Raw genomic sequence first — 21273 nt, 5'->3', positions numbered from 1 at the left:
CTCCTCAGTAGTCGGTCCGCTCGCGGCGGCCCATCACCCTGCGGACCAACAGGGTCAGCACGACGGTGAGGACCATGGTGAGGACGGCGGCCGCCGAGGCGATGCCGTACCTCGGGACGCCGTCGGAGGGGAAGGCGCCGGCGTAGGCGTAGACGGAGAAGGTCCAGAGGCCCGTGGGCGGCAGGCTGCCGGTGGCTCCGGCGAAGACGAGCACGAACTCGAAGGTCTTCAGCGCGCCGATCGCCCACAGCACCGCGCACACCCCGATGACGTCCCACATCAGCGGCATGGTGATGTGCCAGAACCTGCGCACCGCCGACGCGCCGTCGAGCTCGGCCGCCTCGTAGAAGGCGCGGGGGATGCGGTCGGCGGCGGCCATGAAGATCACTGTGTAGGTCCCCGCCGCCAGCCACGTCATGCCCGCCATCACGGTGGTGAACATGTTCTCCGGCGCCAGCCACAGCGGCGGCTCTGCCACGCCCAGCGCCTCGAGCACCGAGTTGGCCAGCCCGTCGGGGTCGAGCATGAACCCCCACAGGATGGCGATCACCAGCCCCGGCACCAGACTCGGGAAGAACACCACGGCGCGCACGAACTTCCTGCCGACCATGTCCTGCAGGAGCATGGTCAGCACGAAGGAGATGAGGAAGACGGCGCCGCCCACACCGAAGAGGATCTTCATCGTGTTCACGAACGACTGGCCGAAGGCCGGGTCGGCGATCATCTCGGTGTAGTTGCCGAGCCCCGCCCACTCCATCGGCCCCGCGCCCGCCCAGTCGTTGAAGCTGATCCAGACGGTGAAGACGCTCGGCACGATCATGACGAGCGCGTAGACGAGCAGCGCGGGCAGCAGGAAGGGGCCGATCATCCGCCGCCTGGCCGCCTCGAAGGGCCCGATGCCCTCCACCCGTACGGCGGGCCGCGCCGCCGTACGCTCCAGGACGGGAGTGGCCATCAGCCCTTCGACTTCCAGTACGCGGCGGCGTTCTCGGCCATCTTCTGGGTGAACCCGACCGCGGTGATCTTCCCGAAGAGCAGTTCGTCGCTGAGCGGCAGCAGCACCTTGGCGTTGAAGTCGCCGACGTCGACCACGTCCGCCTTGTTGATCTCCCCGCTGTCGAGCGCCCGCTTCAGGTCGGCGACCTGCGCGGCGGCGGGGACGTCCTTTCGCACCGACATCTCCAGCGCCACGCTCGACACCTTCTCCTGGTACTTCTTCTGCAGGAAGAAGGCCAGGAAGCGCTTGGCGTCGGCGGCGTTGCGGGCCTTCTTGGGAATGCCGAACCCGGTGGTGGTGACGTTCATCGTGGGGGTCCTGCCCTCCACCGAGGGGAAGCGGAAGGCGCGGAACTCGAAGCCGGGGTCGGCGTAGGGCGCGACCTCCTTGGGCAGGTAGGTGCCCTGGTAGAGGAAGTCGGACTCCCCGCCCGCCCACTTCTGCTGCATGGCGGGGAACTTGGTGGCGTTGAACCCGGCGGGGAAGTAGCCGCCCTTGGCCAGCGACTCGACCATCGTGGCGGCCTTCAGCACCTCGGGCCTGAGCCAGCCCTGCCCCGTCCGGTCGGGGGCGAGCGCGTGCCAGCCCTCGTCGCCCATGAGCGCGCGGGCGAAGTGCTCCAGGTAGCGCACGTTGTAGTTGGGGATGCTGCCGTCCTGCCCGAGCGGGCTGCGGCCCTTGGCCTTCTGCGCCCTCAGCACGGCGGTGAAGTCCTCCCAGGTCTTCGGCGGGGCGGTGACCAGTTCGGGGAAGGTCTTGCCGTTGAAGAACCAGCCGTAGGTCGAGACCTGGTAGGGCAGCTGGGTCACCACCCCGTCGGCCGAGGTGGCCATCCGCCTGTAGGCCTCGCCCACGGTGTCGGCGACGGTGGCCTGCTCGCCGTGGACCTTCACGCCGTAGACGTCGGACAGGTCGAGAGCCGCCTTGGTGGCGGCGAACTGCCTGGTCAGCTCCCTGTTGTTGCCCTCCACCAGGTCGGCGGGCACGTTGTCGGTGTTCAGGCTCGGCAGGAACGTCTTGACCGCGGTGCGGCCCTTCCACTGGGTCCTGACCCTGACCCCGGTCTCCTTCTCGAAGTCCTTGGCGGCCTCGGCCAGCACCTTCTGGTTGGGCTCGCCCTCCGACCACATGCTCCAGATCGTGATCTCCTTGCCCGTGCCACCCGGCTGACCGCCGCACGCGGTCAGCAGGCAGACGGCGGCGATGATCGCGGTTCCGCCTCGGCTGATCACCATGGGCACCGCCCTCTCTTAACTAAGACATAGGACAGATGTGTGTGCCCACCGTACAGCGCATCGGCGTGCGGTCAAGAGGCGTTCCGGTGGGGCCGATTCCTTGACGGGGGCTGTCGCGGCGGTTACATTCCGGCCAACCCTTCTGTCCTAGGTCCTAACGAAAGGTCCCTGCGGTGACTGCTCAGGAAACCCCCCGCCGCCGCGTGCTCGCGGGACTCGGCCTGCTCGGCGCGGCCGTCACGGTCCCTCTGGCGGCGGCCACGCCGGCCGAGGCGTCCCTCACCAAGCCCAACGACCTCAACGCCTACCCCGCCATCGCCTACGGCGCGATCGCCGACGGCGTGGCCGACGACGCCGCCGCCCTGCAGCGCGCCATCGACGCGGCGGCTGCGGCGGGCGGCGGCACCGTCCACCTGGCCGCGGGCCACCGTTACCTGATCGGCACGTCGCTGAAGCTCAAGAGCGGGGTCGCGCTCGTCTCGGACAGGTCGAGGGCGTCGATCGTGCTGACCGCCGGGTACGGCGAGCCGCAGGTGATCTCCGCCACGGGCGTCTCGACCGTGGCCCTGCGCAACCTGAAGATCATGTGCGACGAGCGGCCCTCGCTCGTGGCCGGTGTCCTGGTCACCGGGGGCACCGACGTGCTCGTGGACAACGTGCACGTGGAGGGCATCAGCGCGGGCACCTACGACATCGAGTCCGGCGAGGCCTCCAGCGCGCTCATCAGGTTCCTGAACTCCCGCCGCGTCCAGATCACCGGCTGCAGGGTGACCAAGGCGTACGTCGGGATCAACATCGCGGGCAACTCCAGCCACGTCACCATCGACGACTGCGACGTCCACGACGTCACGCAGTTCGGCGTGCACGTGCTCGGCAACGCGACCAGCCACACCGAGCACCTGACCGTCAGCAGGTGCCGCCTGGAGCGGATCGGCGGCACCTTCCCGCAGGTCGGCTACCCGATCTACATCACCGCGGGCGGCAACAAGCAGAGCCTGCACAAGCACCGCTACGTCCGCGCGATGGACAACAGCGTCGTCGGCAACCGCAAGGCCTACGGCAAGGGCGGCAACGCCGACCTGCTGGCCGTCTACGACATCTTCGACGGCGTCTTCGAGCGCAACGTGCTCTTCTACGGCGGCGACGCGGGACTGTCGACCGACCGCTGCCGCAAGCTGGTGATCGCCAACAACATCGTCGGGTACTGCAACACCGTCGGCATCAACGTCTGGCAGAGCAACGACGTCACCGTCGTCGGCAACGTGGTCTACAACAACTACCAGAACTACGGCGGCGGCCTGAGCGTCGAGGCGCGCGGGGGGATCAGGACCTACGCGCGCGCGGGCTTCAAGGCGGAGAACGTGGTCATCACCGGCAACCGCTGCTTCGACGACCAGCAGACCAAGACCCAGGACTACGGCATCTTCATCCATGAGCGCACCAAGGGGGTGGACATCGGCGCCAACACGCTCACCGGCAACAAGGAGGGCATGTTCAAGACGGGGTCGAAGGAGAACATCACCTACTCCTTCGTCGTGACGCTGGACGCGCTGCCCACCACGGGCTACTGGGAGAAGGGCATGGTCGTCCAGTTGCGCGACCCGGCCCCGGGGCAGCCGCTGCGTTGGGTGTGCGTCGTGGCGGACACGCCGGGCACCTGGCGTCCCGAGGCGGCCCAGGGCGTGCCCGCCTCCATCACGGCCGTCCCCTCCTACCAGGGGCAGCTGGCCCTGCAGGGCGCCGCGCTCTACGTCGCCACCGGCACCGCCTCGGCCGCCGACTGGCGCAAGGTCGCCGACCTGCCCGCCTGACCACCGCCCCGCGACGGAAGGACGGCCGAGTGGAACGTCGATCGATGCTGGTGGTCGGCGCGGCGGCGGTGGCAGGCGCGCTCACGGCAGGACGGTCGCGGGCCGAGGCCACGGCTGTCTCGAACCTGTACCTGCACCGGCGTAGCCCCGCCGAGCTGCGGATCTGGACGCGAAGGCCCGGCCATCGCTGGATCCGCTACGACCTGAAGCGTTTCGTCGACACCTCGATCCACCTGGACGCCTGGAGGGTGCAGGAGGTGGCGGCGGTGCTGCTGTCGGCCGACGCCCCGGGTCCCGGCGTGACCGAGATCGGCACGCGCAGGCTCACCACCGGCGCCAACTACGAGTACGCGATCAAGTTCGTCGGCGGGGCGCACGTGACGGGCTCCCACGGCTACGAGCAGCTGCGGGAGTTCCTTCCCCTCCTCGACGGCAGGCCCGCCCCGAGCGCCGAGTACACCCCTGGAGAGGAGTTCGAGCTGGCCCAGGAGAACATCGTCTACGACAGGTCGAAGGCCGAGGTCGCGGAGGTGCGCGTCAGACACGTGATCACCCCCGAGGGGCTGCGCCTGCGCTGGGATCTCGGCTGGCGGGCGGAGCGGACGGTGGACGCCGCCTACGGGGCGATGCTGCCCGCGGTGAACGAGCCCGACGTGAGCAGCGCGTGCAGGTTCACCGACAGGGCCCGCACGCAGGCGCCGGGGCCCGGCGCGCACGCCGACGCTCCCGGTGTGCGGCTGTTCAACGCGCTCAACGGCGCGACCCTCTCGGTGGAGGTCGGGCCCGACTTCTTCGGCGGGTACGCCAGGTCGGCGGGCCACGGCATCTGGGTCTACACGGGCGTCTACAACAAGGCCTATCCGACCAGGGTGTATCCGGGACAGCAGGAGGTGGTCACGCCCGGTACGACCTGGCGGCTCGACGCCTCCTACCGCTTCGGCCACCCCGCATGACCTCGGCCCTCCCTCCCCAGGACCGGAAGGGGAGGGAGGGCGGAGGCCGTACCCGCTGGTCAGCCCGGCTTGACCGGGCCACCCGAGCGGGCGGACTCGTAGACGGCCAGCACCAGCGCCAGCGCGGCGCGGCCGTCGGCAGAGGTGACCTCGGGGGCCCTGCCCTCCGCCACGGCGGAGACGAAGTCGGCCAGCTGCAGGTGATGCGCCTGCGCTCCCAGCCGCTCCCCTGGCTCGGTTCTGTCCTCCTCGCCCACCTTGAAGGAGGCGAACACCTCGTTCTCCACGACGGCGTACCCCCTGTCGCCGTGCACCGACACCCGCACGCTGGCGCCGCCGTGCGCGGCGGTGGTGGCGAACAGCCGTCCCAGGGCGCCTCCCGCGAACCGCACGGCCGCGACCGCGGTGTCCTCCACCTCGATGCCCTCGTGCGCGAGCAGCCCCGCGTACGCCGACACCTCCGCAGCGGGCCCGAGCAGGGCCAGCATCAGGTCGACGACGTGCACGCCCTGGTTCATCAGCGCGCCGCCGCCGTCCAGCGCCCAGGTGCCGCGCCAGCCGCCCGAGTCGTAGTAGGACTGCGGGCGCCACAGCGTCACCTCGGCCGCGCCGGAGGTGAGGCGGCCGAGCTCGCCCGCCTCGATCGCCGCCTTGAGCCGCCGGAAGGACGGCTCGAACCGGCGCTGGCTGATCACCGTGACGGTCCTGCCCGACTCGCGCTCGGCCGCGATGATCCGGTCCGCGGCCTCCAGCGTGATGTCGATCGGCTTCTCGATGACCACGTGCTTGCCCGCCCGAAGCGCCGGCACCGCGGCCTCGGCGTGCAGGCCGCTCGGCACGCAGACGACGACCGCGTCGACGTCCTGCCTGGCGTAGAGCTCGGCGAGGTCGCCGTGCGCGTCCACGCCGTGCTCGGCGGCCAGCCGCGAGGCCCGTTCCAGGTCGGTGTCGGCCACGGCGACCAGCTCGGCCGTACCGTCCATGGCGGCGATCAACCTCGCGTGCAACGCCCCGATGACCCCGCATCCAACGATCCCGAATCGCACGGCTCTCCCTCCATAGATATGACCTAGGACTCTAGTTCTACGCCGGAAAAGGGTCAATAAGACGGGCAGAATGGCCTGCAACTGACCTATGTCATATGATCGCCCGGACATCGGAGAACGGAGCAGCCATGCGAGTGGGCATCATCGGCACCGACAACACCCATGCCGATCACGCCGTCAGGCACCTGAACGAGGAGCGCGCGCTCGGGGCCGCGCGCGTCGTCGCGGTTCACGGCGGCACACGGGAGCGGGCCGAGCAGCTCGGGGTTCCCACGCGTGTGGAGCGCCCTGAGGAGCTGATCGGCCTGGTCGACGCGGTGATCGTGATGGACAGGGACGGCTCCCTGCACAGGAGGCACGCTGAGCCTCTGCTCAAGGCGGGCATCCCGGTCTTCGTCGACAAGCCGCTGGCGACGACGGTCGCCGACGCGGAGGCGATCCTGGAGGCGGCCCGCGCCGGGGGCGCGCCCGTCACCTCCTTCAGCGCGCTGCGCTGGAACGCGGCGCTGGAGGAGCTGTCGTCCGACGTGGGCGAGCTGCGCGCGGTGGTCGCCACCGGGCCCGTCCAGCGCGACAGCCCGTTCGGCGGGGTCGGCTTCTACGGCGTGCACGCGGTCGAGCTGGCCCTGCACCTGCTGCCCGCGCCCACCGCCGCGCCCGTCGTGTCGGTGCTGGAGGGCGTGGTCCTCGCCACCGTGCGGGCGGGGGACGCGCACGCCGTGATCAACCTGGTCGAACGCGACGCCTCGACCGCCGTGCCCTTCCACCTCCAGGTGGTCGGGGCGAAGGCGGTTGCCGCCGATCGGCTGCTGCTCGGCAAGGACTACACGCTGCCCTCGCTGCGCCGCTTCGCCGACATGGTGGACACGGGGGAGTGGCCGCTCGGAGCCGACGACCTGCTGGCGCCGATCCGCGTGCTGGAATCGGTCACCGAGGCTGTGAGGAACGCGTCGATCTCCGCCTGAGCGGCAGCCGAGCCCTCGGAGCCGGTGCGGTAGAAGAAGCCGTGCTCGGCGCCGGGCAGGGTCACGACCCTGGCGGAGGGCAGCAGGGCGGCCAGGGCGTGGACGTGGGCATGCGGGAAGAAGCGCTCCTTGCCGACCACGACGAACAGGAAGGGCGGCGCTCCCGCGTGGGCGAGCGCCCCGGGGTCGGCCGCGTCGCCCCCCTCCTCCGCGAGCCGCTGGACGGCCGGCCCGATCTCCGGGTGCATGCCCTGCCAGGAGAACGGCGTGCCGGGCCCGTTGAGGCTCACGCACGCCAGCGGCGCCTCGCCCTCGCGGTGGCCGTCAAGGGCGAGCAGCGTGGCCAGATGCGCGCCCGCCGAGCTGCCGACCAGGGCGACGGGCAACTCGCCGAGCAGCCCCCGCAGGCGGTGGTAGCCGTCGGCCACGTCGGCCGTCATCTCCGCCAGCCGCCCGCCCACCCGGTAGCCGAGCGACGCGCTCACCGTGCCCCTTCCTGCCGCCGCGCGCATCTGCTCGTGCCACTGCTCCCTGGCGCCGCCTGTCCAGCCGCCGCCGTGCACGAAGCAGAGGGCGTACGGCGCGCGCACCCGCGCCGGTTCCAGCAGGTCGAGGCCGCGTCGCTCGGAGGGAATCGAGTCGTACGGCAAACTCACGATCTTCACGGCGCTCCCTGCGTGTGGTGGAATGGTAGCTCCGAAGATAGATCCTAGGTCCTAGGTTGGCGAGATGCGTTCGACAGACATAGCGATCCGCGAGGCGGCGGCCACCTTCCGCGACATCGAGCTCGACCACCCCTTACGCCTCGCGGGCGCGACGGTCGACAGGTTCACCCTGGCGATCGTCAGGGTGACCGTCGAGGACCGCGCCGGCCGCCTGGCGTGCGGAGAGGGCGCGAGCGTTCTGTCGGTTCCCTGGTCGTGGCCGGTGTCGCGGCTGTCGTGGGCCGCCCGCGACCTGGCGATGCGCGCCCTGGCCGAGCGCCTCGCGGCCGCCGCGCTCACGGCGGGGCCAGGCGATCCCTTCGCGATCTGCGCGGAGCTCGCGGCCGGCCTGACGTCGAACGGGGAAGGCGCGCAGGGCGGAGGTGACGGCGAGCCGATGCCCGCACTGGCGGCGGCCCTCGCCCTGGGCGCGGTCGACAACGCCGTCCACGACGGCTGGGCGCGCGCGGCGAGGCGTCCGGCCACCTCGCTCTACGAGGGCTTCGCCCTCGGCCGCCCACGCCACCTGCTCCCCGTCCAGCACGTCGTGGGGGTGGGCGATCCGCTGGAGTCGCCAGGGCGGCGCGCCAGGACCGAGCCATCGGTCAGGGGCCGTGAAGGCCGCGACCATGGAGGGACGGCCTGGCCCGTCAGGCCGCTGCGGGCGTGGCTGCGCGCCGAGGGCATCACCCACGTCAAGGTCAAGCTCACGGGGCAGGACCCGGTCGCGGACGCCCGCAGGGTCGCCGACGTCCACCGCGTCCTGCGCAAGAGCCCCGGCGGCCACCACACGATCTCGCTCGACCCCAACGAGGGCTACGCCGAGACCGCGGCCGTCGTGGAGTTGCTCGACATCCTGCGCGCGAGCCCGGCGTGGGACGCCCTCGCCTACCTGGAGCAGCCCGTTCCCAGGGACGCGCCGCCCGACCCCGACGGCATGAGGAGGATCGCCGACAGGCTGCCCGTGCTCGCCGACGAGAGCCTGGCCGCCGAGCGGGACCTGTCCCGCCTCGCCGAGGAGGGCTGGAGCGGCCTGGTGGTCAAGGCCGCCAGGGGGCAGAGTCTGGCGATGAGGAGCCTGGCCCACGCCCGCGGCCACGGCCTGCGTGTCACCGTCCAGGACCTCACCGCCGTGGACGTGGCGCTGGCGCACTCGGCCAGGCTGGCCGCGGCCCTGCCGCTCGACTGGCCCGCCTTCGAGTACAACAGCCGCCAGTACGCTCCGCGCGCCAACGACGGCCTGCCCGGCCACCTCGTCCAGGTGCGTCAGGGACACATCGTGCCGGGCCCGGCGCGTCCCGGAATCCTCTGACCTATGTCTTTTCTTTGCGCCGTTCGGACCGTAGAGTCGTTGACCATGCATGTGGGATGGATCGGTACCGGCCTGATGGGCGAGCCGATGGCCCGCCGCCTCCTCGGGGCGGGGCATCGGGTGACGGCGCACAACCGCACGGCCGGCCGTACGGGCCCGCTGGTGGAGCTGGGCGCGAGCGCGGCGGCGACGGTCGCTGAGGTGAAGGGGGAGGTGGTGATCACGATGCTGCCCTTCCCCGCCGAGGTCATGGCCGAGGTGCTGGAGTGCGCGGCTCCCGGCACTGTCGTCGTCGACTGCTCCACCACCGCCCCCGCCCTGGCCAGGACGTGGGCGGCGCAGGGGGAGCGCAGAGGCGTGGCCGTGCTGGACGCTCCGGTGAGCGGCGGCCCCGCGGGTGCGGGTGCGGGCACGCTGTCGATCATGGTGGGCGGCGACCCTGCCGCCTTCGAGCGCGTCAGGCCGCTGCTGGAGCTCATGGGATCGACCGTCGTCCACCACGGGCCGCCGGGCTCGGGACAGCTGGCCAAGCTGGTCAACCAGACGCTCGTGGCGGGGGCGACGCTGGCCGCCTGCGAGGCGTACGCGCTGGCGGTGCACGGCGGGCTCGACGTCGACAGGGTCCGCGAGTCGGTCAGACCGGGCGTGGCGGGCTCCCCTCTGCTGGACTTCCTGTGGTCACGCCTGGCCGAAGGCGACCTTGAGCCCGGCTTCAAGCTCGACCACTTCACGAAGGATCTGCGCCTGATCCGCGAGGCGGCGGGCGAGCTGCCGATGCCCGGCACCGACCGGGTCGCCGAGCTGGCCGAGCGGGTGCGCGCCGCGCACGGCGGCGAGCGCGGCACCCAGGCCATGGTCAGGGTGGCCGACCGGTGATCGTCGACTCGCACGTGCACGTCGGCAGGTGGAAGTACCCGCCGATCGAGGACTACCTGCCCGCCATGGCGCAGACCGGAGTGGAGGGCGCCGTCCTCGTCCAGTTCATCGGCAACGCCGACAACTCCTACCTCACCGGCCTCGTCGCCGCGCGCCCCGGCAGGTTCGCCGCCGTCGCGATGGTCGAGGCCGACACCCACGGCGCCCCCGCGCACGTCGCGCGGCTGGCCGCGACCGGCCTGGTCAGGGGCGTCAGGCTGTGGGCCGAGACCCGCTCGCCCGGCCCCGACCCGCTGGCGCTCTGGCGGGCGATCGCCGCCGAGGGGCTGGTCGCCAGCGTGAGGGGACCGCTGGAGGACATCGCGAGCCCGCGCTTCGCCGCCCTGCTCGCCGAACTGCCGGACCTGCGCGTACGGCTGGAGCACGTCGGCTTCACCACCTACCCCGACGCCGACCGCGCCGCCTTCGACCGCTTCCTGGCCCTCGCGGCCCGCCCCCTGACCTACACCATGTGGGGCGGTTTCCACGCCAACAGCGGCACGCCGTACCCGTATCCCGACGCCGACCCGTACCTGCGCGAGACGGTCGCCGCGTACGGCGCGCGCAGGATCACCTGGAGCGGCGACTGGAACAGGCCCGACCCCGCACCCGGCGACTACGCCGCCGCCGTCAGGCACGTCCTCGAGCGGCCCTACCTCACCGAGGACGACCAGCGGCAGATCCTGGGCGGCGCGGCCAGGGAGCTGTTCGGGCTGGCCCCATGAGCGTGCGCGTGGGCATCGTCGGCCCCGGCGGCATCGCCGGACGGCACGCGGACGCGCTGGCGGAGGCGGGCGCGGTGCTGGCGGCCGTCGCGGGGCCCGACCGCGAGCAGGCCACGGCGTTCGCCGAGGCTCACGCCACCCCCGGCCACGGCCCGCCCGCCGTCCACGCCACCGCCGGCGACCTGTACGCCCACCCGGGGCTCGACGCCGTGGTCATCGCCTCACCGCACGCCCACCACGCCGCACAGGCGGAGGCCGCCCTGCGCGCCGGGCTCCACACGCTGTGCGAGATCCCCGTGGCGCTCAGCCTGGGCGAGGCCGAGTCGCTGGCCAGGACCGCCGCGCGGACCGGCAGGCAGCTGGCCGTCGCCCACACGCTGCGCCACTGCGCGCCCTACCTCGCCGTCCGTGAGCTGGTCGAGGCGGGCGAGCTGCGCGTGACGCACGTCGTGGCCCGCACGCTGATGCTGCGCCAGCGCGATCTCGGGATGGAGGGCCGCCCCAGGGACTGGACCGACGACGTCCTGTGGCACCACGGGGCGCACACCGTCGACGCGGCCCTGTGGTTCCTCGGCGCCGAGTCCGCCCGCGAGTGCGGGGGCGACGCCTCGGGGGCGGTCGTCGTGCGAGGGGCGCGCGGCGAGCCGTGGCAGGGCAGCGGGAAGCCGATGGACGTGGCGGCCGTGCTCCGCGCGCCCGGGGGCGGACTGGCCACGATCGCCCTCTCCTATCACTCGCGCCTGGCCGTGCGAGACCTGACGATCATCGCGGAGGACCGCACCCTGCGGCTGTCGGGAGGAGTGCTGCGCGACCACGACGGCGTGCTCGTCGACCGCGGCGACGGCGACCGCATGGAGCGCGAAGGGCTCGCCCGCCAGGACCGCGACTTCGTCACCGCGATCACGCGGGGGCGGCGGCCCGCCTGCACGGTCGACGACATCCTGCCCGCGATGCGGGTGCTCGACGGCCTCGCCCAGAGCGCGCCATGAACCGGCACCCTGTCAGAACACACGGAGGAACCAGGTGAACGAACTCGCGCGGATGGTCACCGATGAGATCGGCGAGGCCCTCACCAGGGCGAGGATCGCCATCCTGCCCATCGGCTCGACCGAGCAGCACGGCAGGCACCTCACCTACGACACCGACTTCGCCATCGCCGACGCCTTCGCCCGCAGGCTCGCCGCCGACCTCGGCCATGAGGCGGTCCTCTGCCCCGGCCTGCCGTACGGGCTGTCGGAGCATCACCTGCCGTTCGCGGGCACTCTCACCCTCAGGCCCGCGACCCTGCTGGGCGTGTTGCGCGACGTGGCCGAGTCGCTCGCGGCGGCGGGGCTGCGCAGGATCCTCGTGGTCAACGGCCACGGCGGCAACGTGGACGCGGTCAGGCTCGCGGGACGCGAGCTGCGGCGTGACCACGGGGTGATCATGGCCCACGTCATGTGGGCGACGCTGGCGGGCGATCTCATCCAGGACCTGATGGGCAGCGAGCGATACGGCCACGCCTGCGAGGGCGAGACGTCGGTGGCGATGGCGCTGGCGCCGCAGGTCGTCCGCGCGGACCGGATCGGGCCGCCCGACCCTGCGCTCCCTGTCCTGCCGCACGCCGCGCCGCCCGCGTCGAGGGTGGACCTGCCGCTCGCCTACGACGCGCTGTCGGCGGGCGGCGCGCTCGGCGACGCCCGCCTGGCGGGCCTGGAGCTGGGGGAGAAGATCGTCGCGACGGCGTACGGCAGAGCGCTGGAGTTCGCCCGCGCCTTCGCCGCCGAAGCGGAGGCGTGAGGTGAGGGTGCTCGTGGCGGGCGGGTCGGGAGCCGTGGGCAGGCTCGTGGTGCCCGTGCTCGCCACCCGTCACACGGTCCGCGTCATGGACCTCAGCCCTCCCCGCGACGAGCCCTTCCACGGGAGCGAGTTCTTCCACGGAAGCGTCACCGATCCAGGCGCGGTCGAGCGCGCGGCCGAGGGCCAGGACGCCGTCGTCTACCTGGCCATGGGGCGCAAGACCGGCTGGCGCGAGGGGCCCGAGTGGGTGGCCAGCCACTTCGCGGCCAACGTGACGGGGACCTACGTGACCCTGCAGGGCTGCGCCGCGGCAGGGGTACGGCGCGCGGTCTACGCCGGCAGCATGTCGGTCTTCACCGACTACACCGCACGCGACTACACCGCCCGCCCCGAACCCGACGCGACCGACGCCTACGGGCTCACCAAGCGGCTCGGCGAGCAGGTGTGCGAGGCGGCAGCGGCCGAGCACGGGCTCGCGGTCACCGTCCTGCGGCTGGTCGGGCCCATGCCCGACGAGGAGTGGCACGTCTACGGGGGCGACCACCGCGACGTGGTCACCGCGGGAAGCGACGTGGCCGCCGCCTTCCTCGCGGCGCTCGAACGCGCGGAGCCCGGCCACGCCGCCTACACGATCACCGGCGACCACGAACGGCGGGTGCTGGACTGGTCGCCCGCTCTCGCCGGCCTCGGCTGGCAGCCGCTGGCCCGGCGAGAGCGGTGACAGGAGACGCGGTCAGCTCCCCGCGACCGTCGAGATCAGCCTGGCGCGGTGCGCCGCCGTGAGGAGCCCCTCCGCGGCCAGCGCTCGCGACTCGCGGGCGACATAGGAGACCAGGCTCCCGTGGTCGGGCCAGCCCCTGTCGAGCCCGAGCCGCTGGGCCAGCGAGCACCCCTGTGGGTCCTCCGTGTTGGGCACGCCAGAGTCGGCGTCCCCGACGACGACCGTCGGCGCGGAGTCCCGCGCGCACGCGGTGACGGGGGCGCGGACCGAGCGGGCGAAGTCGCCGTGACCGTATGAGGCGACGAGCACCTCGCCAGGCGAGGCGCCCAGCTGCGAGGGCGTGATCTCGCCGCGCAGGGTGGTGGCGTCGGGGGCGCTCTCCCTCACCGTCACCTCGACCACCTCGTCGCCGACGCGCACCTCGACCTCGGCGCTGTCGAAGGCTCCCGCGGTGAGGTTGAGCGGCGCGGTGAGCTCGACGGTGACGGGGGAGTCCGGCTGCACCCTGGTGACCGGCGCGCCGTCGGGGTCGAGCAGGCGCACCGCCGTACGGTCGGCGGCCAGCCAGGCCAGGGAGGCGTTCCACGCGGTGTTGAACGAGACCCAGCCCTCGGTGTGGCCGATGTTGCCGACGGTGGGGTTGAAGGGGTAGTGCCCGTTCTTCGGCGAGCCGTCGAGCACCCCTGGCACGCCCTGCAGCATGCCGACGCCGCCCTGGTACTCGCTGAACCAGCCGAGGTCGGCCCCCTCGAAGCCCCACCGCTCCGTGGTCGCGCGGTAGGTCGCGTGCCTGCCGGTGGGGTTGCGCCCGAAGATGTTGTCCACGTGGGCCGCCGCCACCTCGCGCAGCCTGGCGGCCAGGCCCGGGTCGCGCACGACCCCTGCCGCGGCGAGCGCCGGAGCGGCGAACCCGGCGACGTTGCCCGTCTCGTTCGGGTCGCTGCCCGTGCCGCCGCCGCTGAACGACGGGATCGTCCACCGGTCGGCGGAGTACTTCCTGAAGTCCCAGAGGTTGCCCGAGCGGTCGACGGCGGTGCGCGCCCATGCCTCGATCTTCGCCAGGAGACCCGAGGGGGCGTGCCCCGGATACTCGGTCAGGAAGCGCGCCAGGGACGGGATGGTGACGTACTCCGACTGCCGCTGCCCCTTCGTCGTGCGCGGGTCGGCCCAGTCGAGGTTGTCCACGATCCAGCGCGCGTTGGCCGTGGCGGCGGCCAGGTAGCGGCCCGCGTCCGCCCGGCCCTCGCGCAGCGCCACCTCGTACATGTCGAGGTTCGGCCTGATGGAGTGGCCCGGAGGGAACTCGCCCTTGCCGGTGCCGAGCTGGGTGTAGGTCTGGAACAGGTCGCCGGTGTGCGCGGTGTAGTCGTAGGCGGAGTTGAACCTGCCGCGCTCCTGCTGACCCCAGATCGGGAACAGGTAGTCGCGAACCTCCTCGTAGAGGGCTCGTGGCACCCAGGGCGACAGGTCGGGGTAGGCGGCCAGGAAGGAGGCGAGCTGCTCCTTCCACAGGGTGGTGTTGACCCTGGCGTCGAGCAGCATCTCGGTGCCCCAGGCGATCAGCCGTACGATCTCGGGGGCGTCGGCCGGCAGCGGATGGCGCAGGCCCTTGTACACGGCGGCGTCGAGACGCAGACCCTCGAAGGCCGAGGGGTTGGCCGCGTACAGGTCGACGAGCGTGGGGATCTCGAAGGAGTAGGTGTCGCCGTCGCGCCACATCACGCTCCAGCCGCACTGCGAGGCGTTGAAGCCGGCCCACGACACACCCGCGTCGCCGAAGTAGCAGCGGGTGCCGCTCATGAACTCGATGGCCCGCCGGTAGGCGACGCGGAAGGTCCACGCGGGCCCGATGCCGAAGTCGAAGGAGCTCCCGCTGCCTTCCACCACCACCCTGTACGGCCCCGCGCCCGCCGGGCGGAAGGCGGTGAAGTCGCCGACCCCGCCCCTCACGGCCCCGGAGAAGCGGACCGCGCCGCCCTCGTCGACGACGGTGAAGGCGGTGCCGTCGGCCGCCTTCGGAGCGGTGAACCGCTTCGGCCCCTCGAGGTCGTAGCCGCTCTGGTTGACCATCACGAGCTTGGCGGCCGCGCTCCACGAGCATCCGCCGGGCTGGGCGGGGTGGTCGGGTGGGATCTGCGGCAGCGTGCGCGCGACGAGGGAGTCGATCGAGATCTTGGCCAGGTAGACGCCGATGCCGATCGTTCCCGACCCTTCACGCGCCGCCACGCTCGCCACGCGCTCGCCCGCGATCTCCACCACGACGACGCCGCGAGCCCTGCGTACGGTGAGGTCGAACCAGTCGCCCTGCACGACCAGCGGCCCGGGGCCGGAGCAGACGGTGGTGGTGGCCAGCGGCCTGGCCACCGTGATCCCGCCACCGGGCATCACCTGGGCGGCGAGGTTGGCGGCGCGCACGTCGGAGGGGTCGGCCCAGTCGGTGATGAGGTTGAAGGGCCTGCTGCTCGCCCCGCCTGTCGCCTCGACCCTGACGCGGGCGGTGACCTCGTAGTTCTCGGGCAGGTCGAGCCTGGGGTCGAGGGTCAGGTAGCGGCCGGAGGTCTGCCCTCTGGTGTCCACGGTCGCGCGCCCCTCGGCGGTCGTCCACTCCGACAGCGAGCCGGTCACGGCCCGCCATCCCGCCATGCCGCCGGTGAAGTCCGCGCGCAGGAGCTCCTCGCCCCGGGCGGCCGCCGGTGGCGCGGACGGCAGGGCGAGCGCCGCGCCCGCCACCACGCCTGCCACCATGCCCGCGACCACCTTGGCGACCGCCCGCCGCGCGCGTGCCCGTAATCCAGCCATCGCCTCGTCCTCACTTTCGCACACTCAGCACCGTGACTTCTCGCATCATGGATGATGCTTGCGTCATTTCGCAATGAGTTGCATCTAGTGAGAGTGAGTTGCGATTCGGCCCGGCACGCTGCCCTTCCACCGCCGTTCAGCGCGCGGCCGCGCAGACCGCCTGGGAACTGAGCGGAGCTGCGCGGCCGCGCGGGTCATGCCCTCGTGATCGACCCCCTTCCCCGCCTGAGACCCTGCGCGTGCCGGATCCGCAGAGGAGCGGCGCGCGTGAGGGGCTCGAGTGCGATCACCCGGGCGTCCACGGGCACGTGCCTGAGGTCGTGGGTGATGAGAATGGTGGTCCTGCCCGCCATGAGCACCCGCAGCGGCTCCATGATCTGGGCCGCCGTCTTCTCGTCCAGCCCGGTCATCGGCTCGTCGAGCACCAGCACGGGCGTGTCCCGCAGAATCGCCCTCGCGATCGCGAGGCGCTGGCGCTGGCCGCCGGACAGCAGCCGTCCCCTCGCCCCGATCCGCGTGTCGTACCTCTTGGGCAGCGCCATCACGAAGTCGTGCACCCCCGCCAGGGTGGCGGCGCGGACCACGTCCTCCTGCGAGGCGTCGGGGCGGCCGTAGGCGATGTTGTCCCTGACCGTTCCTGAGAACAGCAGGTTCTCCTGTTGCAGGAGTGTGACGTGGTCGCGCAGCGAGTGCCTGGTCAGGTCGCGGATGTCGGTGCCGTCCAGCAGGATGGCGCCAGAGTCGGGATCGTAGAAGCGCATGAGCAACTTCGTGATCGTCGACTTGCCCGAGCCGCTCGCCCCCGTGCACACCAGCACCTCACCGGGCTCGACGGTGAAGGACAGCCCGCGCAGAACCGGCTGCCTGCGCGCGGGATAGGTGAAGCCCACCGAGGCGAACTCCACCCGCCCAGGACCCCGCTCCTTCAGGTCGACCGCGCCGGGCCGGTCGGTGACCGTGGGCTTGGTGCCCAGGACCTCCATGACGCGGTCGGAGCCCGCGGCCGCCTCCGACACCGTGAGCGCGATCTCACCGAGAGACTGCACCGCCGGATAGAGGTAGGCCAGGTAGGCGGCGAAGGCCAGCAGCCCGCCCAGGGTGAGCTTGCCCTGTGCGATCTCCCACGCGCCGAAGCCGATGATGACGATCAGGCAGACCGTCTCCAGCACCTGTACGGCGGGCCCGTACAGACCCGACAGCCGGGCCTGCGTCATGTTGGCCCGCAGCCACGTGCGCCCCTCCCTGTGCAGGTGGCGTGCCTCCGCCTCCTGCCGGTTGTAGGCCTGGACCAGGGCCTGGTTGGACAGGCCCTCCTCGATGACGCTGTTCATCATGCCGTTGCTGAGCCGCTCGCGCGCCGCCGCCGTCCTGAACCTGGAGGCGAACACCTTGGAGACCAGCAGGAAGGCAGGGATCAGCGCCATGGTGACCAGCGCCAGATCCCACCTGATGAAGAAGGCCGCCGCGGAGAAGAAGATGACGGTGGCCACCGTGGTGAAGACCTTGACCAGCCCGGAGCCGACCAGTTGCTCGATGGCCTCGATGTCGTCGGTGAGCCTGGCCATGAGGTCGCCCAGGCGCCGGTTGTCGACATAGTCGGGTGTGAGCCGCTGGACGTGGCCGAAGACCCGGTCGCGCAGCCGCAGCAGGAATCGTTCGGAACCAAGGGCCGTCGTCATGGTGCCGGCGAAGGCGACACCGCCCGCCACGGCGGTCAGCCCCAGCCAGCTCAGCGCCGGAGCCCAGAACGCGCTCAGATCGCCCGTGGTGAGTACCTTGTCGGTGATGTAGCCGAACAGCGCGATCACCGCGACCTCGCACAGCGCCGCCACGATCGCGAGGATCATGCCGCTGACGAACAGCCAGCGCAGACCCTTGGTGTTCGGCCAGAACTCGGCGAACGTCTTACGGATGGACGTGGAGGGGGCGAGCGGTTCACCGCTCGCCCCCGGTTGGAATGAGAGCCGGCGGGAAGCCCGCCGACTCTCACGCGGCGTTGCTACCACCACCACCGCCGCCTGCGGCAGCCGCAGCCGCCACCCCAGAAGCGGCGACCGCCACCCCACCAGCGACGACGGCCACAGCCGCCTCCCCAACCTCCGCCCCACCAATGGTCGGTGCGGACCGGCAAGAGCTTCATAGGAATCATGATTGTTGCCCCCTTTCCTTTTCGCTCTCTGAAATGGGACGCTAGCACCCAAAATCGGGTCTTTGTCCGTGCAGTTCCTTTGTTGGGGCAGTTTTGACGGGAGGGCTCTGGTGTGGGCGTGTTGTTGGTGGGTGGCTGGTTATATGTGCAGTTGTCATGGTCGTCAGAGAGTGCTAACGATCGTGGGCCGGGCCGCTCCGAGCCTGGTCAGACGCTGGTCGGGAGCGCCTGCAGGGGATGGCTTCGAGGAGCCTGTCCCAGGTCGGACACCTCGTGACCTTCTTGCCTGCCGGATGGTCCAGGTCGGCTGCGGTGAGGCTCCCGCGCGCTGCGCCGGCTGACGTATGCCCAGGTCAACTGCTTCTTCGACCTGGTCGAGGCCGTCCAGGGGGCGCACGTCGAACCGGCTCGGCGAAGCGCCGGCGGAGGCCAGGCGCGGCTCTCGCCGTCCGACCGCACGCGTCGGTGGGACCCTCGCCGTGGCCGCGGAGCGGCTCCTGTGTCAGCTCACCGATCCGATGAAGGCGCGCTGCCTGCTGAGCAGCCGCAAGGTTTCCTCTGCCAGGACGCGCACGGTGGCCGACACCTTCCTGCGGGCGGACGTAACGGGCACCTGAAAAACAGCCGGAATAGTCGCGTGGATACCATCGAAGTGACAACCTGAGCGCACCCCATATGTCTGCCTCACCACCTTCCCAAAGAGGTGCAGAAATGCGGCGGACATAAGGGATGTATAAATTGCAGGGTAGCCATGGGTAAACACCGTCATGAGGCTGCCGCGGACCCCTGGAGCGGGTGGCCCCGCCTTCCTGGGCAGCCCCCTGGTGCGCCACCGCCTGCGGCGCCGACGCGAAGGCGTGCCCGCCCTGCTCCGCGCCGCCGGGAACGGCTTCCCCGCCTGGGTGATGCCCATCCTCCAGAGCATCCGGCACGGTGTGGTGATCGCTGGGTCGATCCTCGCCCTGGCCGAGCGAGGCGCTGGAGCCGGGACGGCGGGCCCGGCTCCAGCGCTTTCCCGTGTCAGGGCAGCCGTCAGCAGCCCCGGGCGGCGAACGCCAGGAACTGGGTGGCCTCCGCGCTGTCGAAGTTGTCGTCGGAGCCGATCACGAGCGTGCACTCGCCCGTGTCCAGGCGCGGCCCCCATGCCAGGCTCTCCAGGTTCTGCACCGGCGGACGCAGCGTGCTGAGGTCGGTGACCAGGCGCTTGGCCACCGGCCGGTACGGCCTGCGGGTCAGCAGGCTGTCCCTGCCGAGCACGTTCGTGGCGCCGCGCAGGTCGATCTCGTACAGCTTGACCCGGTAGCCGACGCCCTCGATCCAGGAGCGTTCGAGGGCCAGGTGGCGGTCGTCGTCGATCGCGAGGATCTCGGAGACGCCGCTGTCGGAGTGGCCGCCCTGCGGGACCGGCTCGGCGGGCAGTCGGTCGAGCGGGTAGACGAACTGCCCGAGGGTCCGGCCCGAGCGGCTCCAGACGGTGATGCGCGCGGGCGCGCCGTGCCGGACGGTCGGCGGCTCGCCGTCCTCGTAGCGCGGGCCCTCCGCGACGGCGGCGACGGTCCGTGGCGCGATGGCCAGGCCCTCGAACCCGAAGTTGCGCCGGGGGCCGCTGGTGGTCTCGGTCATCCTGAGGTTGCGGGGAAGGGGGAGCTCGCCGAGGTGCCTGCCCTGACGGTCGATCCTGCGGACGAACAGCTGCGACACCGGAACCGTGGGGTTGTTCGCGTCGGGCCGGTCGCCCTCGTGGCCCCACAGCAGCTGCCCGCTGCGCCGGTCGAAGCGGATCGTCTCGGGATCGGCCGACTCGGGCTGGCCGTAGCCGGGATAGGGGGTGGAGTCGGGACGCAGCAGAGTGGTGACCCCTGTGATGCTCACTCCGGTGAATTCTCCGGTCGCCCCGTCGATATCGAGGCGGCCGGTGTAGAAACGGGCAGGATTGTATCGCCAGCGGTCGTCGGAGATGAAATACCAGGTATTCGTACGGGGATCCCTGTCGATACCGGAAAGGCCGCCGACGGTGGTTCCCTCGAATGGCATCCTGTGCGGCAGGCGCTGCTCGCCGAGGAAGCGGGTGATCTGCACCTCTCGTGGGTCTTGAGGTGGCGCGGCCCCCGCAGGAGCTGCGCCGACGACTCCGAGACTGGTCGCCGCCGTCAAGGCGACGGCGATTCCCGCGATTCTCCGCGAATTTGCCATATGGCTCTCCTTGTTCCCGTGAAGATCCCTGAGGGGCCGGCGGGAATATGAGATCGCAGATTCAGAAGAATGTCAGCCGGATGGGCGCTCCACTCTGCGTTCGCCGTTCGATTGGCAGGGAAATATCGGGATAGTCGCGTTTGTGGAAGCGTTCCTCAATGACCCACACTGTGCGGTGTGAACGAGGAGATGGTGGAGTACGCGCGGCGCTGGCTGGCCGAGGACGGAGTCGTCCAGGTCGGCGACGGCTCCTGGACCAGCGGTGAGGAGCCGCAGGAGCGGCTGACGGCCAACGAGGTGGCTCACACCTGGACGCGCCTGGCGCTGGAGGACCCCGACCTCGACCAGGACGGCAGGCTGCGCCTGGCCCTCGGCCTCCTCGACCTTCTCGACGACTACTGGGTGACGTGCGAGATCGGCTTCGTCCTGGAGGGGCGCGATCCGAGGGAGGCGGGGCCGCTGTGGGCCGCCTACCGCCGCCGGCTGGAGGCCTCCCGACCGGCCGCGCCCATCACCTATTCGCTGTGGGTCGACTGGTTCGAGGACCGCGCCACGGCGGCGGCCGCGTTCGGTGAGGTGCTGGGTGACGAGGTCGAGACACTGCGGGCCCATGGCAGGCTCCGCGAGCTGACCGCGGACCCGCTGTTCCGCAGGGCGCGGCGTGTCCTGGAGATCTCCGGCCCCGTGCCGTGGGAGACCAAGCACCCCGTCTACCAGGCGGTGGCCACGCTGCCCGAGCTCCACCCCGCGCTGTTCAAAGGACTGCTCGGCAGCTACCACGACGTCTACGGCAGTCTCGAGCCCGAGGCCGCCCTCGCCCTCCTGCGGCGGCTGGACCTTCCGCAGGACACCACGCACCTCGCCTCCCTGCGCGCTGTCCTGGAGGCCGGCCACCGCAACCACTACCGCTCGCCTGACGCCTGGCCCTCGACCCCGTAGGGCTACCGCGTCAGCGGGCGCGCGTCAGGG

The 21273-nt window shown here is 71.5% G+C and carries 16 protein-coding genes and 1 pseudogene; 10 read left to right on the top strand and 7 right to left on the bottom strand.

The window, feature by feature from the left end; all coding sequences use genetic code 11:
• Positions 1-4: 4 nt before the first annotated feature.
• Together ABFX55_RS26195 and ABFX55_RS26190 are read right to left on the bottom strand one after the other, a co-directional pair.
• The gene (locus ABFX55_RS26195) at positions 5-955 is read right to left on the bottom strand and encodes a carbohydrate ABC transporter permease (RefSeq protein ID WP_346125221.1); all 951 of its coding nucleotides are present in this window, start codon (positions 953-955) and stop codon (positions 5-7) included.
• Positions 955-2232, bottom strand: coding sequence for an ABC transporter substrate-binding protein (locus ABFX55_RS26190; RefSeq protein WP_346125219.1), 1278 nt, complete (start codon positions 2230-2232; stop codon positions 955-957). Before ABFX55_RS26190 ends, ABFX55_RS26195 begins: the two co-directional genes overlap by 1 nt.
• Positions 2233-2405: 173 nt before the next feature.
• Between ABFX55_RS26190 and ABFX55_RS26185 the strand changes: the two genes are divergently transcribed.
• Entirely contained in the window at positions 2406-4043 is a 1638-nt protein-coding gene (locus tag ABFX55_RS26185; RefSeq protein WP_346125217.1) for a right-handed parallel beta-helix repeat-containing protein, read from the top strand.
• Between the two features lie 29 nt (positions 4044-4072).
• Positions 4073-4996: a hypothetical protein gene (locus ABFX55_RS26180; RefSeq protein ID WP_346125215.1), complete on the top strand. Its 924-nt coding sequence runs from the start codon at positions 4073-4075 to the stop codon at positions 4994-4996.
• 59 nt (positions 4997-5055) lie between these two features.
• Here ABFX55_RS26180 and ABFX55_RS26175 read toward each other — a convergent pair whose 3' ends face one another.
• Complete coding sequence (locus ABFX55_RS26175; protein ID WP_346125213.1) at positions 5056-6042, bottom strand: Gfo/Idh/MocA family protein; 987 nt, start codon at positions 6040-6042, stop codon at positions 5056-5058.
• Positions 6043-6137: 95 nt separating this feature from the next.
• On the opposite strand from ABFX55_RS26175, the pseudogene ABFX55_RS26170 reads away from it, so the two are divergent.
• A pseudogene (locus ABFX55_RS26170) lies at positions 6138-6503 on the top strand (Gfo/Idh/MocA family oxidoreductase); the annotation flags it as partial.
• Positions 6504-6865: 362 nt separating this feature from the next.
• Here the strand turns inward: ABFX55_RS26170 and ABFX55_RS26165 are convergent.
• Complete coding sequence (locus ABFX55_RS26165) at positions 6866-7672, bottom strand: alpha/beta hydrolase (RefSeq protein ID WP_346125211.1); 807 nt, start codon at positions 7670-7672, stop codon at positions 6866-6868.
• A gap of 64 nt (positions 7673-7736) precedes the next feature.
• Between ABFX55_RS26165 and ABFX55_RS26160 the strand changes: the two genes are divergently transcribed.
• From ABFX55_RS26160 to ABFX55_RS26135, 6 genes are read left to right on the top strand one after another with little or no spacing between them, the layout of a single operon-like run.
• Positions 7737-9023: an enolase C-terminal domain-like protein gene (locus tag ABFX55_RS26160; RefSeq protein ID WP_346125209.1), complete on the top strand. Its 1287-nt coding sequence runs from the start codon at positions 7737-7739 to the stop codon at positions 9021-9023.
• 45 nt (positions 9024-9068) lie between these two features.
• Complete coding sequence (locus ABFX55_RS26155) at positions 9069-9899, top strand: NAD(P)-dependent oxidoreductase (RefSeq protein ID WP_346125207.1); 831 nt, start codon at positions 9069-9071, stop codon at positions 9897-9899.
• A complete protein-coding gene (locus ABFX55_RS26150) occupies positions 9896-10663 on the top strand; it encodes an amidohydrolase family protein (RefSeq protein WP_346125206.1) in 768 nt (255 codons plus the stop codon). Before ABFX55_RS26155 ends, ABFX55_RS26150 begins: the two co-directional genes overlap by 4 nt.
• Entirely contained in the window at positions 10660-11652 is a 993-nt protein-coding gene (locus ABFX55_RS26145) for a Gfo/Idh/MocA family protein (protein ID WP_346125205.1), read from the top strand. The genes ABFX55_RS26150 and ABFX55_RS26145 overlap by 4 nt, the downstream gene beginning before the upstream one ends.
• 34 nt (positions 11653-11686) lie before the next feature.
• Positions 11687-12442, top strand: coding sequence for a creatininase family protein (locus tag ABFX55_RS26140; RefSeq protein WP_346125204.1), 756 nt, complete (start codon positions 11687-11689; stop codon positions 12440-12442).
• Position 12443: 1 nt separating this feature from the next.
• Positions 12444-13163 (top strand): NAD-dependent epimerase/dehydratase family protein, encoded by a 720-nt coding sequence (locus ABFX55_RS26135; RefSeq protein ID WP_346125202.1) that lies wholly within the window; start codon positions 12444-12446, stop codon positions 13161-13163.
• Between the two features lie 12 nt (positions 13164-13175).
• On the opposite strand, the gene ABFX55_RS26130 is transcribed toward ABFX55_RS26135, so the two are convergent.
• The 3 genes from ABFX55_RS26130 to ABFX55_RS26120 form a co-directional block, all read right to left on the bottom strand.
• Positions 13176-15962 (bottom strand): early set domain-containing protein, encoded by a 2787-nt coding sequence (locus tag ABFX55_RS26130; protein ID WP_346125201.1) that lies wholly within the window; start codon positions 15960-15962, stop codon positions 13176-13178.
• 194 nt (positions 15963-16156) lie between these two features.
• Positions 16157-18058: an ABC transporter ATP-binding protein gene (locus ABFX55_RS26125; RefSeq protein WP_346125199.1), complete on the bottom strand. Its 1902-nt coding sequence runs from the start codon at positions 18056-18058 to the stop codon at positions 16157-16159.
• A gap of 1085 nt (positions 18059-19143) precedes the next feature.
• Positions 19144-20304 carry an esterase-like activity of phytase family protein gene (locus ABFX55_RS26120; RefSeq protein ID WP_346125197.1) on the bottom strand — a complete coding sequence of 387 codons (1161 nt, stop codon included), beginning with the start codon at positions 20302-20304 and terminating at the stop codon, positions 19144-19146.
• A gap of 177 nt (positions 20305-20481) precedes the next feature.
• Between ABFX55_RS26120 and ABFX55_RS26115 the strand changes: the two genes are divergently transcribed.
• On the top strand, positions 20482-21243 hold the full coding sequence (locus ABFX55_RS26115) for a hypothetical protein (protein WP_346125196.1): 762 nt from the start codon (positions 20482-20484) through the stop codon (positions 21241-21243).
• Positions 21244-21273: the final 30 nt, after the last annotated feature.

This window comes from Nonomuraea roseola, from assembly GCF_039535395.1.
Lineage (GTDB): Bacteria > Actinomycetota > Actinomycetes > Streptosporangiales > Streptosporangiaceae > Nonomuraea > Nonomuraea roseola.
This window is presented reverse-complemented; position numbering and strand designations above follow the sequence as displayed.